At 70.6% G+C, this 14,121-nt stretch carries 10 protein-coding genes; 2 read left to right on the top strand and 8 right to left on the bottom strand.

The features are described from left to right. Genes LXT21_RS28050 through LXT21_RS28040 form a run of 3 tightly spaced genes read right to left on the bottom strand, consistent with a single transcriptional unit; the run spans position 1 to position 4,523 of the window. The gene (locus tag LXT21_RS28050; protein WP_254041261.1) at positions 1 to 1,245 is read right to left on the bottom strand and encodes a type III-B CRISPR module-associated protein Cmr3; all 1,245 of its coding nucleotides are present in this window, start codon (positions 1,243 to 1,245) and stop codon (positions 1 to 3) included. Then, positions 1,238 to 3,127, bottom strand: coding sequence for a type III-B CRISPR-associated protein Cas10/Cmr2 (gene cas10 / locus LXT21_RS28045; RefSeq protein WP_254041260.1), 1,890 nt, complete (start codon positions 3,125 to 3,127; stop codon positions 1,238 to 1,240). Before cas10 ends, LXT21_RS28050 begins: the two co-directional genes overlap by 8 nt. A gap of 4 nt (positions 3,128 to 3,131) precedes the next feature. Then, entirely contained in the window at positions 3,132 to 4,523 is a 1,392-nt protein-coding gene (locus tag LXT21_RS28040; protein ID WP_254041259.1) for an RAMP superfamily CRISPR-associated protein, read from the bottom strand. 327 nt (positions 4,524 to 4,850) lie between these two features. Between LXT21_RS28040 and LXT21_RS28035 the strand changes: the two genes are divergently transcribed. Next, a complete protein-coding gene (locus LXT21_RS28035) occupies positions 4,851 to 5,723 on the top strand; it encodes an RpnC/YadD family protein (RefSeq protein ID WP_254041258.1) in 873 nt (290 codons plus the stop codon). Positions 5,724 to 5,789: 66 nt separating this feature from the next. Here the strand turns inward: LXT21_RS28035 and cas6 are convergent, their stop codons facing one another. From cas6 to LXT21_RS28020, 3 genes are all read right to left on the bottom strand, one after another. Beyond that, positions 5,790 to 6,422, bottom strand: coding sequence for a type I-MYXAN CRISPR-associated protein Cas6/Cmx6 (cas6, locus tag LXT21_RS28030; RefSeq protein ID WP_254041257.1), 633 nt, complete (start codon positions 6,420 to 6,422; stop codon positions 5,790 to 5,792). A 260-nt stretch (positions 6,423 to 6,682) separates the two neighbouring features. Continuing rightward, positions 6,683 to 7,657: an SWIM zinc finger family protein gene (locus LXT21_RS28025; RefSeq protein WP_254041256.1), complete on the bottom strand. Its 975-nt coding sequence runs from the start codon at positions 7,655 to 7,657 to the stop codon at positions 6,683 to 6,685. Further along, entirely contained in the window at positions 7,654 to 10,638 is a 2,985-nt protein-coding gene (locus tag LXT21_RS28020; RefSeq protein WP_254041255.1) for a DEAD/DEAH box helicase, read from the bottom strand. Before LXT21_RS28020 ends, LXT21_RS28025 begins: the two co-directional genes overlap by 4 nt. A 268-nt stretch (positions 10,639 to 10,906) precedes the next feature. Between LXT21_RS28020 and LXT21_RS28015 the strand changes: the two genes are divergently transcribed. Then, complete coding sequence (locus LXT21_RS28015; protein WP_254041254.1) at positions 10,907 to 11,827, top strand: hypothetical protein; 921 nt, start codon at positions 10,907 to 10,909, stop codon at positions 11,825 to 11,827. A gap of 59 nt (positions 11,828 to 11,886) precedes the next feature. Here the strand turns inward: LXT21_RS28015 and LXT21_RS28010 are convergent, their stop codons facing one another. Both LXT21_RS28010 and LXT21_RS28005 read right to left on the bottom strand, forming a co-directional pair. Next, the gene (locus LXT21_RS28010) at positions 11,887 to 12,456 is read right to left on the bottom strand and encodes an imm11 family protein (RefSeq protein ID WP_254041253.1); all 570 of its coding nucleotides are present in this window, start codon (positions 12,454 to 12,456) and stop codon (positions 11,887 to 11,889) included. 175 nt (positions 12,457 to 12,631) lie between these two features. Then, positions 12,632 to 14,107: an SAVED domain-containing protein gene (locus tag LXT21_RS28005; RefSeq protein ID WP_254041252.1), complete on the bottom strand. Its 1,476-nt coding sequence runs from the start codon at positions 14,105 to 14,107 to the stop codon at positions 12,632 to 12,634. Between the last annotated feature and the right edge of the window lie 14 nt (positions 14,108 to 14,121).

Genomic DNA, 14,121 nt, shown 5'->3' with positions numbered 1-14,121 from the left:
TCACGCTCCACACTCCGGGGGCAGTTCCCAGACGCCGGGCAACACCTGCCCGAGCGCCTCGTCGCGGCCGCCGCCCCACGAGGCCAGCCACAACGCGCGCAGCTCCACGGTGGTGAACCGACCACCACCGACCTTCTCGAAGAAATAGACAGACCCCGCCGGCACCCACCGCCGCGCCGCCCGGGGCTGGCGCTTCACCATGTCCCACGCGGACACGTCCTGCGCCCGAGGCACCAGCGCCGCGCGCAACACCACCCGCCCCTCCACGCCAGGCAACGTGCCCACGTACTCGGGCTCGCCACCTTCCGCGCACGCGAAGCCATCCGGCAGCCACCCACGCTCGAAGCTCGCGGGCGTCGCCAGCACCAGCTTCAAGCCCATCGAGGGCTCCGGCTGGAAGTCCTCGGGGCAGGCGAACAGGTCGACTGTCGAGCGATCCACCTCCGTCAATCGCCTGCGGCCTCCCAGCCCCAGCACGCCCGAGGGGAAGCCCGTCACCGCCTCGCCCTCGGGCTGCCTGCAGCGCACACCCAGCGCCCACTCCACCGCGACTCGCGCCGCCGCGCCCTCGCGCTTCTCCAGGCGCAGCAACTCCACGACCTGGCGCGAGTGAAGCATCGTGTCCTCCGCGGTCTGCTTGTCGGGCGCGATGGCCACGTGCGCGTCGGTGCGATGGCCGGGCCCCGGAGTCGCCGGCGCCGCGATGTCCTTGCGCATCAGCCACGCGACCATGTCCGCCTCGGACCAGAACGCCGGCGCATCTCCCGAGGGCTTGCCCATCCGCCTCTCGTGGTCCGGCCGGGGATGCCACAGCGCCTCCCTCGCCCGGTCCTCATCGGGGCCGAGCGAGGTGATGACGCCCTCCGAATCGGGCCACCAGGGACGCAGTCGCTCGACCCGCGCGGGCTCGCCGTCCTTGCCCGCCACCACCACCGCGTCCGCGGGCGCGGGCCACATCCGGTGGCTCGGGGTGAAGGACGTCTCTCCCAGGTCGCGCCGCAAGGCGACGAACCCCGTCAGCGCGAGGCTCGCGGAGCGCCGCTCCCACGCCTCGGGCGTCAGCCGGACGCCCGGCTGATTCGACATGAGGTCCTGTCCCCACGCGGCGCGCAGCGCGCCTCGGACCGTCGTCGGCAGCGGCCACGGATGCGAATACCCGCGCCCCACCTCACTCGTGTACCAGCCGCGGCCATCCTTCACGGACAGCCCGTCACGCGGCAGCAACGCGAAGCACTCCTCACTCATGCGCCACCTCCTTTTTGAGCTCCAGGCCGCGACGCGAACGCTCGAGCGTCCCCGCCACCAACATCCGGTCCACCCACGAGAGCAGCTCCGCGTGGACCTTCTCGACACACTCCGGCGGCTCCTCCGCGAGAGCAGCCAGCCCCACGTCCGTCAGGGACAGGGCCTTGTCCTTCCGTTCACGGGCCTCGGAGCCACGAGCCCGCCCCTCGGCGCGAGCCAGGATTCGCGACACCTCGGCCACCAGCACTCCCGCCTGTTCCTCCGACGCCGTCTCCGCGGGGAAGCGGCGCACCATCGTCTCCACCTCGTGCACCTTGCCCAGGGGCAGCCGGTCTCCGCCCAGCAGCGCCATGTCCTGGGACAGCCGGGTCAGCGGCTCCGCGGCGGCGCCCTTCGGAGTCCAGCTCGCGGTCCACAGCCGCTCGCGCCCCGCATGCTTCGCCACGAGGACCGCGAGCGCGTCGCGCCCCGCGTCCTTCGCGGCCTTCTCCGCTCGACGCCCCAGGGACAGGAGCTGCCCCAGGCTCTCCATCACGTGACCGATGCCCAGCCCCACCGACAACGTGGGCACAGCTTCTCCGCTGACAGGGGCCAGGTGCTTCGAGAAGGCGGCCGCCAGCGCCCGGGCACACTCGAGCGCGTCCGCCGGACACACGAAGGCCAGGACATCATCGCCCCCCGCATAGACGAGCATCCCGCGGTAGCGCGACTGGACGATGTCTCGTGCCTCCTCCGTGAAGCTCGCGAGCGCGTGGGAGACACGTCGGTGCGCCTCGATGCCTCCGTGCTCCGCCAGTCCTCGGAGCAGTTCGCCCATCCGGTCCCCATCGGCGACGAGACACGCCACGTAGGGGTACGGCGCCACAGGCATGGCATCGAGCAACGGCCGGATGTGCTTGTCCGCGAACCGCTCGGCCTCCTGCTTCGCCTCCTTGGGGTCTTCACTCCACTCCGCGAAGTACGGGCGCCAGCGTTCGGACAGCAGGAGCTGGCCGTCGAACGGGAACGCGTTCACCCACGCCAGGTCCGTCCGGTGCACCGACGTGAACCCGCGATGGTCGGCGCACGCGCCACGCAGCGCGGAGAGCTCCGGGCCTGCGTCCTTACTCTTGCTCGCCGTATCCAGCCACGCCGCCAGCCCGATGCTCGGCACCGGCACGAACTGGTCCGGCTCGCCCCCCGCGCGCTTGAGCAGCCCCAGCGCGTCCAGCTCCTCGCGCTCGCCGATGCGCAGCCGCTTCCACTCGCCACTCCGCGGACGCTCACGCTTCAGCACCGACGCGCGTCCACCGTCGAGGCTCGACTTGTGTGTGCCCGCCGGGGGCGCCTGGGTCCAGGCCCTGAACTCGCGCAGCCCCCGGCGAGCCTCCAGCGCGGCCTCGGCCTCCTCGAGGGCCACCGGGTACTCGCCGTCCCCCATCGGCGCCCAGGCCGCGTGGAACTCCAGGAAGGTGTCGAGCTGCTCGTCCGCCCACGCGTCCGCGCCGTCCGTGAGCAGCGGCCCGCAGGTCGCTCGCACGCGCTTCCACTGTGCGCGGAGCGTGGCCCGAGCCGCCTCACGCGCCGCGCGGGCCACTTCGGCCGCGTCACCCTTCACCACTGCGAGGACCTTGTTGGGGAAGCCCTTCACGGACTCGGCGTCTGCCAGTGCCTGGTCGGTCTTCGTGACACGCCCCGAGGGCTTCGGCACCGCCGCGTCGAGCTGCTCCGGATGCGGAAAGATGAGCTCAGCGCCCGCGTCCCGGAGCGCGCACGCCATGGCGCGGCTCAAGGAGGAGAGCAGATAGCTGCCGAACCACAGGTCGCGCGTGCGTCGGGCCTGGGCGATGAAGCCCTGCACCGGGCCGATCTTGAGCACGAGCACATAGGATTGAGTCGTCATCGGCTTACGCCTCCCGAGCCTTCTTCGTGTCACGCAGCCAGCTGAAGAACGCCTCGCGCAGCGACGTCGCCTCGCGCAGCGGCGTGAAGAGGGGTTGGTCGTCCTTCGCCCGCAGCACGTCGAAGTCCGCGCGTGTCGCTTCGAGGGGACGGTTGGACTGCACCAGGAGGACCTTGCCGCCCCCGGGGTAGCCGCGTTCGAGCCACAGCGCGATGGGCTCGAAGCGCCCGTTGGCCAGCGGCATCGCCTTGACGATGAGCGGCGAGGCCAGGCGGTCCTTCGGCTCGCGCTCCCGGTCTCGAACCCACTGGAGCTGCATGTGCTTGGGCTCGGGGGGAATGTGGTCGTCTTTGGAGCCCCGCTTCTCCTGTTGGAAATGGATGACGATGGGCAGTCCGAAGCCCGCGCGCGGCCACGCGGGTGTCCTCGAGTACGCCGGGCGCGGCGCATGCACCTCGGGATAGGAGCGAGCGTGGTGGCGAATCTTGTCCGCCTCCGGCCAGTTGGAGCGGCCATCGCGATTGTCTCCCGTGGGACTCGGGTTGCGAGCACGCGCGCCCTCGATACCCGCGGTGCCCTGGCGGAACGCGCGCAGCCAGCCCAGCGCCTCCAGCCATGCCTTGGTGCCATCGACCGTGGACTCGTCCCGAGGCCCCCGCAGGAGCCACGCGCCGCGCAGCAGAGGCAGGTCGCGCGGAGCCCCCGCGAGCTCAGGCTGGAAGAGGGGCACATCGCCGAAGAGTCGGCGCAGCTCGATGCGAGTGGCGTTCTTCGGCAGCCATTGCCGACACTGCGCCTCGGTGGCGAACGTCACCGTGCCGCAGCCACGACGGGGCCGTGAGCCATACCCACCGAAGAGCACCCACGCGCGAAGGGCGTGACGGACCTCGTCGGACAGCGCGCCCTCCGGAGCGCTGACCTCCAGCGTGAAGCACAGACCCGGCTTCCAACGTGGCGCGGGCTTCCCATCCTTCGGGGCGCGGGCAGGCCAGAGCGCATAGGACGGCTCCTCGCGCAGCGAGATGTTCAGCGAGTCCTGCGCCGAGACGGTGACGGCACGCACGCACAGGTCCACCTGCGAGCGACAGGGCTTCTCTTCGCCCAGCGTCATCCCGCCCCACAGCGCGCGCTCACGCCGGGCCAGTTCGAGCCGCTGGTGCTCGCCGTAGGCATGGCCATACAGCGCGCGCCACCAGAAGCGCAGGTGTCCGCGCAGCGTGGGCACGCGGATGATGTCCACCTCGGAGAGCTGACGCGGGACAGGCGCGCCCCCGAGGATGGGCGTGACGGTCTTCAGGTCCACGGTGAAGGTCTCTCGCCGAGGGCCCGTGGGCAGTCTGCGCCTGGGGCGCGGGTCCTTGGATGGCTCGGGCAGGTTCAAAGAATCTGGGCACACCTCGACTCCTCCTCGACCCGCCAGGGCGGGACGGTGATGGGGGTGAAGACATGGGGCGACCTCGCCCACGGGAAGGGGCGCACGGCGCGCAGCCGGACTCCGGTCCGCCATGGACGGCGGAGCGCTCCCGGAGGTGGTGGATGAAGCGGCGGATGGAGCGGCGGTGCACATGTCCACCGAGGAAGACGCCAACGCCGCGCGCCCCCCTCGCGGCTCCGTGCGTTTTTCTTCAGGGGGTCAAGGCACGGCGCCGGCCCCATCGAGAGGCCACGAAACGGGACCCTACCTGATGGATGTCAGACCAGGATGCTACCTCTCAGGTTCAACATGAAACCCATCTTCGACCTGGTGCTCCGTGGGCTCGTCCAGCGCCATCCGGCGCAGCTGTTGTTCCTGCTCTTCGGAGAGGAAGCACCACGCTTCGTCCGCGCCGCGGACAGCAGCCTCCCTCAATCCGAACGACGCGCGGACGCGGTGCTCGTCGTCGAGTCGGACTCGGAGCGCTTCGCGGTGGAGCTCGAGCTCCAGGCACAAGCGGATTCGGACTTCGCACGGCGCCTCCTCGACTACACCGTGCGCGTCCACCTGCGCGAGAACCTCCCGGTGTTGCCCGTGGTCATCCTCGTGGTCCCCGAGGCCGAAGGTATCCGCCCTCCCTACGTCATCCGCTGTCGAGGGCGACCGCAGCTCACCTTGGATTTCGTGGTGGTCCGGTTGTGGGAGGTGGACTTCTCGCAGCCTGCACTCCAGGCCGCCACGCCGCTGTTGCCTCTCTCTGTGTTGGACGCCCGAGCAGGCCCCGAGCGAGCGACCTGGGCGGAGACACGTATCCGACAGGCCACCGACCTTTCTCCGCGGGAGCAGATGGACTTGCTCGTCGTCCTGGGTACCCTGACGTCACGCCGCTTCGGGAGTGCGCAACTCACCTCATCGTTGAGGAACATCATGATGGACTCGCCTTTCTGGGATGAACAGCGCGCGCTGGAGCGCGCCCGGGACCGGGCTCGGACGCTCATCAACTTCGCGCGCGTCCGGGAGCTGACGTTGCCCCCGGATTCACAGGAGCGACTGGCGGCACTGGGCGAAGCCACGCTGGACCAGCTCATCACCCTCGCCTTCGCCCACCCGGACGCGGCGCTGCGTACCCTGCGCGACGCGACGGGTTCCAACACCACGGCGGGCACACCCTCCCGACCATGACGCCCGGGTGACTCTCGTCACACGGTCCGCGCTCCACGCCCGGGCCCAATTTACCCATCACAATCCCTACGCCGGGCTCGCCAACTCCCGCGGCCCGCCCTGCCAGTTCCCCGCGCCGACGCGCAGGCGCGTGGGCAGGAACAGGCCGCACCCCATGTGCCGCCGTCCGCCCATCCCCTGCTCCTGCAAGGTCACGGACGCGCACGCAGACAGGTTGCTCAGCGTCAGCCCATACCCAATCACCTTCTTCCCCGCGATGCGCACCACGCGCCGTCGCCCCACGTGCACGGTGGCCTCGCACTCCAGCGCCGTCAGGGTCCGCTGCACCGCGCTCCGGAAGCTCGCGTCATCCACCGCGTTCTTGAACGTCACCAGCCGCGAGGACAGGGACACCGGTGCCTCCAGCGGAAACACCCGTGGCGCCCCCAGCGTCACCTCACCCCCGCCCACTTCAATCGCCGAGCCCCCCAAGGGCATCCACACCGGCAACGCCTCCGTCGGGCACCGCACCCGCAGCGTCCCATGCCCCACCAGCAGGCTCTTCCCGCTCGCCCGAGTCCCCCGCAGGTTGAAGATGCCGACGTCCTTGCGCTCATGCAGCCCCGGCAGCCGGTGGGACAGCGCCGAGAACAACGCATACCCATGGTCCAACGGAACCCCACCGCCTCGCGCGGGGTAGACGAGGTCAATCACTGACATGTTCATCCTCGATGGCCCCACCACGGCGGGACCAGCCTGCGGGGAAGTCCTCGTCCGACAACCTGGACGAAGGGGCACTCAGGTGATGGCACCCACCCACGCATGGAACGCCGGAACGACGCCACGGGCCATACCTCTCGAGAGGTAGCCCAGGCACATCCAATGCTCGGAAAGCAGGGGTCATCACGCAGCTCCACCCAGGAAGACGTCAACGCCACGTCGTCCCCTCGCGTCCCCTCGCTTTTTTCGCCGGCCCCCGCTCAGCGCCCTCGCCGCTTCGAGGCCCGCGCCATCCCCTTCGCGCGCGGCTTCGGCGCCGCGTCCTCGCCTACCTCGTGCAGCGCGATGCGCCGCGCGACCGCCGCCGCCGCGCGGACCTGCGGCGCCAGCACCTCCCCGGGCCCCTCCTGCCCGCCCCAGGATGACGGCGTCCCCAACTGCCGCAGTACAGCCCCCTCCACCTCCGGCGCGTTGAACGAGAAACTCAGCGCGGGCAGCGGCGCGCGCGGCTGGTCATAGTCCGCCGAGGTCAGCTTCCCCAACCTCACCCCTGGCACTTCGGGGACGACACCCGGCGCCTCCGACTTCACCCGCTTCTTCGTCGAAGGCGAAGCCGGACGCCGCGCGCCCGCCTTCCCGCTCCCGCGCGTGGCCCGCAGGGCGCCCAACACCTGCTCCTTCGTCCTGCCGCGCAGCTCGAACAGGAGGAACGGGTCGCGGTCCAGCGCCTCGCCGAGCACGTAGTGCGTGGCGGCCACGTGCTTGCACGGGTCTCCCCAGTCCGGGCAGGAGCAACTCGTCACCAGGTCCTCGCGCCGCTGCGGGAACAGGCTCACGCCCGCCGCGCGGAACACGGCGTCGATGTCCTGGGGCATCGAACCTGCCAGCAGCTCCGCGCTGTACTGCGCCTTGCCGCCCATCCCGGCGATGGACTTGCTCCACACATCCTCGTCGAACTGTCCCAGCTTCAGCGAGATGACATAGGGCCGGGGCCGCGAGCCCGTCACCCTCGCGGTGACCTCTCCCCCGCGGATGACCAGGTCATGCGTCCGCCCGGCCCGCGCGTACGTGCGCCCTCGGGCCAGTCGCTTCGAGTCCCCCGCCAGCACGCGCTCGAGCGCCTCCAACCAGCGCTGGCCCCACCACGTGACGCCGGCCTTCTTCATCTTGATGCCGTGCTCGGGAGGCGGCCGCTTCGGCGCGGACGTCCAACCCCAGTCGTCCCAGCGGCTCATGACGCCACCTCCTTCCGGCGCGGCGCGCGTCGTCGAGGTGCGTTCGGCCCGGGCGCCTCGTGCTCCTCCACCTCATCCGCGACGGCGCCCGAGGACAGCGAGAACAGCTCGCGCAGCGCCGCCGTGTCCAGCTCGGTCACCCAGTGCTCACCCGTGCCCACGACGCGCTCGGCGAGCCTCCGCTTCTGCTCGAGCAGCGTGTCAATCTTCTCCTCGACGGTGCCCGCGCACACCAGCTTGTGGACCTGCACCGCGCGCGTCTGGCCGATGCGGTATGCGCGGTCCGTGGCCTGGTCCTCGACGGCGGGATTCCACCAACGGTCGTAATGGAAGACATGGCTCGCCGCCGTCAGGTTGAGGCCCGTGCCTCCGGCCTTGACGGACAGCACGAAGACGCGCGGGCCGTGGGGCTCTTCCTGGAAGCGCCGCACCAGCGCATCGCGCGCCTTGCGCGACGTGCCACCGTGCAGGAACAGCACCTCCTGCCCCAGTTGGTCCGACAGGTGCGCCACCAGTCGGTCCCCCATCTCCCGGAACTGGGTGAAGACGAGCGCCTTGTCCCCCGCGGACAGGGCCTCCTCGAGCATCTCCGTCACGCGCGCCAGCTTCCCCGAGCGCCCAGGCAAGGGCCCCGACTCGCCGAGGTACTGCGCGGGGTGGTTCGCTATCTGCTTGGTGAACAGCAGCAGCGCGAGCACGCGGCCCCGGCGCTCGATGCCGTCGGAGTCTTCGATGCGGCGCAGCTCCTCGTCCACCACGGCCTTGTAGAGCGAGGCCTGCTCTCGCGTGAGCGTGCAGACGACCTTCATCTCGTTCTTCACGGGCAGGTCCGCGATGATGTTCGGGTCGCTCTTGAGGCGGCGCAGGACGAACGGGCCGGTGATGCGGCGCAGGCGCTGCGCGGCCTCCTGGCTGCCATAGCGCTCGATGGGCAGCGCCAGCTCGCGCCGGAAGGTCTCCAGCGGCCCCAGCAGGCCAGGGTTGGCGAACTCGAGGATGGACCACAGCTCCGCGAGACGGTTCTCCACCGGAGTCCCCGTGAGGGCGAAGCGCTCGCTGGCACGCAGCGCCCGGGCCGCGCGCGCCGTGGCCGAGGCGGCGTTCTTGATGTTCTGCGCCTCGTCGAGCACCACCGTGGCCCAGTCCACGCGCGCGAGCAGTTCGGCGTCGCGGCGCAGGAGGCCGTAGGAGGTGAGCACGAGCGAGCCCGGGCCGCGCGGGAGGTCCTTCACCGCGCGGGCGCGCTCGGCGCCGTAGTGGGGCGTCAGGCGCAGCGAAGGGGCGAAGCGAGCGACCTCGCGCTCCCAGTTGCCCACCACGGAGGTGGGCGCCACCAGCAGCGTGGGGCGCGCCTCGCGCGGAGCCCGCTCGAGCCGCCGCAGCAGGAACGCCAGCACCTGCACCGTCTTGCCCAGGCCCATGTCATCGGCCAGGCACGCGCCGAGCCCGAGCGACGCCAGGGTGTCCAGCCAGTGCAGTCCACGCGCCTGATAGGGCCGCAGCGTGGCACGCAGCGCATCGGGAGCGGACTGCGCGGTGGTGCCACCCGAGCGCAGCCGGCCCAGGCGATCTTCGAGTGCACCGGTGGCGAGGACGGTGACGGGGAGCTGTCCGTGTCGCGTCTCTCCGAGCAGGGCCACGCGGACGGCCTCGCTCGCGGACAGGTGGCCGGGCCCCTCGGCCAGGTGGCGTTGGATGGCGTCGAGCTCGTGGGGATCCACCGCGACCCACGCGCCGCGGAAGCGCACGAGCGGGGCCTTGCGTTGGGCGAGCAGCGTGAGCTCGCGCGCGGAGAGCGGCGTGTCGCCCAGGACGGCGTCCCAGTCCACGCGAAGGAGCGAGTCGAGCCCCAGGCCCGAGGTGCCCTCGACGACGCCGGCGGCCTGGACGCTCGCGCCCACGCGCATGCGCAGACGCAGGCGGCGCCGGCCCGAGGAGGTGAGCTCACCGGGAACGATGACGCCGAAGCCCGCGTCGGCGAGCAACCGCGCGCCCTCGGAGAGGAACGTCCACGCGGTGTCGGGTTCGAGCAGGAGGGCCTGGGGGCGAGGGCTCTCGAGCACCAGGCCGATGGGGGCGAAGAGCCGGGAGGCGCGGCCGAGCGCCTCGAGCAGCGACTCCTGCGGGTCACGGAAGGCGCGGCCGAGCTTCTCCAGGTGGCGTCCGCGGGTCTCCCAGACGTCGGCGGCGGACACGAGCAGGCTCGGGTCATCCGGAGCTTGGAGGTGGAAGCTCAGCACGAAGGGCTCGCGGTCCGCCGTCGGAGGCTCGAGCCGGAAGCAGGCGCGCAGCCGGTCCCTCGCACCGAGCGCGGGCTCGCTCCAGCGCGTCAGCTCGTCGACGACGGAGCGCTCGGCGAAGCCCTCGGGGGCGAAGTCGCGGCGAGGCCCGGAGAGCGCCGCGCGCCAGCGCTCGTCCCACGAGGCCGGGCGACGCGAGGTGGCGCGAGGAGGCAGCGAGGGCCCACCGCCGCGCGCGGCGCGAACGAAGGCATCCACGGTGGCGTCGAGGAAGGCGCGCAGCAGGGCCTCCGGGGCCCAGACGGAGGGAGTGGGGCTGGAGTCGACGGGCACGGCGTGCGCGGCGGCGGGCATGCTCCGGGCGAGGGCGACGACGCGGCTGGAGTCCTCTGCGGCGGAGAGGGCTGCGGCCCAGCGCGCCTCGATGCGCTCGTTCCTGCGCAGGAGGGTGGGTACCACGCGCTCCCGTGCGATGAGCTCCAGCGCGAGCTTGCTGGCGAGCGTCCAGAGCGCGAGGGAGCCGGGGAACGTGTCGACCTCGGAGGCGGGCACCACGGCGAGTCGCTCGACGGTGGCGGCGAGCGGCAACACGCGCCCCTCGCACTCACGCGGCCCGTCGGGCGTGACGAGGACGGCGGAGGAGGTGTCGCCCGTGCCGCGCAGGTCGGAGAGCACGCGAGGGAGCGGCTCGGGTCCCCACAGGAACAGCGTCTCTGCGTCGGGAAGGAAGACGAGGGGCATCGGCTGGAATGTAAGCCCGAGTCCTCGGGGCACCAGGACCATGAAACGGGAGCAGGGACCTTGGTCATCGGTCTGCCCCCTGCGTCCAGACCGCGGGGTGGTGACTGGAGACATCAGGGACTGGACAGGAGACATCGGCCGGCGTGCGCCGGGGCGAGGTCCCGCTCTTCACAAGTACCCGTGCTTCCTGAAACCCCAGGAGGGCCCCAGCTGGCGTGGAAGTTGCCTTGGCGCCATGCAAGTCACCCTCGACGACAGGAGTCTCCTCGTGAAAGGCATCAAGCTCGGCGGTTTCAAGAACCCCTTCAGCACCAAGGGCCCATCGGACACTGGGAGCGGCGCGAGCAAGCCGAGCGCCCCGCCGCCCGTCGAGACGAAGCCCGCGCCTGGCAAGACGAGCACCGTGAAGGACGGGTTCGACGCGCAGGGCAGCAAGCCCTCGTCGAGCAAGGTGAACACCCCGCCCACGAAGCAGCCGGGCAAGGACGTCACCTCCTCGTTCGGCGCCAATCCGACGGGCCACGCGGGGCAGAACGTCCTGAACTCCTACAACATGTTCCCGGGCGGCGCGCCGCAGGGCGTGGCGCTGCCCACCGCGCAGAAGCCCTTCGTCAACGCCAATGACTCGTTGGTGTCGCTCAACGCCCACAAGTACCAGAACAACACGAACCTGTCGGTCTCGCCCGCGGGAAGCCCGGGCGTCCCGGCGCACTACATGCACTACCTCTCGACGGGCGAGGGCAAGTTCGCGGGCATCCAGGGGGTGCCGCTGCATCCGCGTCCCGGCGAGCCGAACATGGTGGTGACGGGCGCGCTCAACGGCTGCGCCGTGCATGCGCTGCACGACACGAAGAACAACAACCTGTCCTTCCTCCACCACGCGGACTATTCGAAGAACGGCAAGGCGGAGCTGGACGGCTTCCTGTCGCAGCACCCGCATCTCAAGCCCGCGGGGAGCTACACGCCCAGCGACTACTCGCACCCCACCGGCAAGCACAACCTCCCGACGGGCTCCACGCCCTTCATCCACTACACCCAGGGCCCCTTGGGCCAGCCGGGCCAGTGGATGATTTCGGGGCAGCTCAACACGTACAAGAACGGTGGCACGCCGGGAGGCCGCCCCGAGCTGATGCTCCCCACGGACATCCCGGGTGGAGCGCTCCAGTCGGTCCCGGTGACGCTGCCCTGAGGCCGTGAGATCCACGCCGCTGAGCGAGGGTTCAGCGGCGTGGATTGCGCGTCGTCGCCTCAAACCTCGTCGAAGCGTCCCCCCAGGATGCCGTTCGCCTCGAGGGCGTCCTTCACCTCTTCGTCGACGATGAGCGGTACCCGCCAACCCCACAATCGAAACATCTTCTCGGCGCCGACCTTCGACTTGTCGATTCGCAACCCGATGACGGAGCCATACTCTCCAAGCCGGTCCTCATAGTCCTCCGCCGTGCGAAGCTGGACCTCTTCGGAGGCTTCGTCGTCGATGCAGCGGAGCTGTCTGGCCACGTTGAGCAGGAACCAGGTCTCGCTCGTCCCCTCGACCTCCACGGGGAAGAGTTGAACATCGTCGGACGCGAGCGAGCGAAAGACGGACGCGACTCGCTCGGAGACAATCGGCACGAGGCCTGCTCCCGCGAACTCGATATCGAGCGCGGCTCCGGGCGTGCGCACCAGCACGCGCAGTCTCTCGGAGAGTTCGACGGGAACACCGTCCGAGAACCGCCAGACGTCTTCAACGTCCCCACCGTCGAGACGAACCGGGTCCCCGAGATACCAGCGTCCCTTGACGTACTCGTCCGAGCTCAAATCGAAGAACCGTCGCTCCACGACTCACTCCTCGGCGCCCTTCACGATGAGCTTCCGTAGCTTGGACCCTTCCCTTACGAGATCCCGCGCAATCCGAGCAAGCTAAGGACGTCGCGTGAAGGTGCTCAACGCCTTCCGGCATCACGGCGAGCGATGGAACGAAACGACCTCGAGAGGCTCCACGCACGGCACCACCTCACCCCGTCTGCACCGTGAGCACGGGCACATACCGTCCATCCAGCGCAAGCTCATGCACCACCACGGGCCCGACGGAGTTGAGCCGCTGTCCCAGAAACAGCGCGCACGTAGAGGGCACGTAGAGCAACAGGTGCATCGTCCGCACCCAGTATCGGCTCCGCGCGCGGCGGATGAGCTCCCGCGCCTGCACGGCGAACGCCACCGCGTCCCCCGCAGAGCGCACCGCCCCGTCCCCCGTCCCCTCCTCGGGCTCCAGCACCAGCACCGCGCGGTGGGCTCCCGGGTGCTCGGCCTCGAAGCGCTCCCGCTCCGCCCCCGCGTCCCCTGTAAGCTGGAACACCACGAGCAACGCCTGCCCCTCTGGCGCCCCCTCGCGCTCCACGACGCGCAACCTCCGCTCCGAGGCCCCCACGTCCGAGCGCCACAGAAACGTCTCGCCCCGCGTGAATTGCTCGGCGCGGAGGCGGAAGCCCGCAGCCTCCGAAAACTGCGAGCCTACCGCCAGCGACACGCTCAGCGGCACCTTCCCCCGGACATCCACCAGCGCCCCCTCCACCCTCTCCATCAGCCTCTTCCGAGCCGCCCGAAGCTCCGGCCACAGCCGCCCACTCCACACCGCCTCTTCCGGATGACGCCGCGTGTCCCGGTCGAAACACCCTGTCCAATCCAGCTCCTCTGTCGGCGGAGGACCCTCCCACCTCCGCCGCGCCCACCCATGCACCCACAGACTCACCGTGGGCTCCTCCTCCCGCGGCGCGAACAACTCCCGAGCCCGCAGGAACGCCACCAGCGACTCGCGCGTCACCCGCTTCGCTTCCCCTGAGCGCTCCACCCATTCACGCATCCCATCGAGCACGATGGCCCTCGGGCTCACGCCCTGCCGCAACCCGAGCCCGTCCATGCGCCAGTCAACCTGCTCCTCCAGGTCCCGGATGCCCGCAAACCCCAAACGCAAGCGCAGATCTCGCAGGAACAGCGCCAGTTCCTCCGACGTCGTCTCGCACCGCGAAGCCCACCGCGAGCCCCCCTCTCCAAACGCGCCAGGCCGAGACTCCGAGAAGAACTCCGGCGCCAACGAGTGGTCCCGTCCCACCAGGTAGCGCCCGAGCCGCTCCTCCGCCCCCCAGTTGCTCACGAGCCACACCTCCACGGGCCCTCGAGCACGCAGCGCACGCCAGCTCCTGAAGAGCTTGTGCAGCAGCGGGCGTCCCTTCCCGCGCTGCGCCTCTGTGAGCGAATCCAGCGAGTACACCGTGCTGTGGTCCACGTGCCACTTCACCTGCACGAAGCGGCTCGCCACACCCGAGCCCTCTCGGGCGTGCAGCGTCACGTCGTCCGCGGAGCCCGCCTCGGGATGCTCCAGGTAGCCGTGCTCGAAGGGACACTCCGCGTCGAGCAGCCGGAGCAACTCGTGCCAGGCGTACAGGTACTGATACCGGTCTCCCTCGAGCCGGGATGCGCTCTGCTCTCCCATGGCGGGCCGCGCTC

Source organism: Myxococcus guangdongensis, from assembly GCF_024198255.1.
GTDB lineage: Bacteria > Myxococcota > Myxococcia > Myxococcales > Myxococcaceae > Myxococcus > Myxococcus guangdongensis.
The sequence above is the reverse complement of the archived record's forward strand: the minus strand, read 5'-3'. Positions and strand labels throughout refer to the sequence as shown.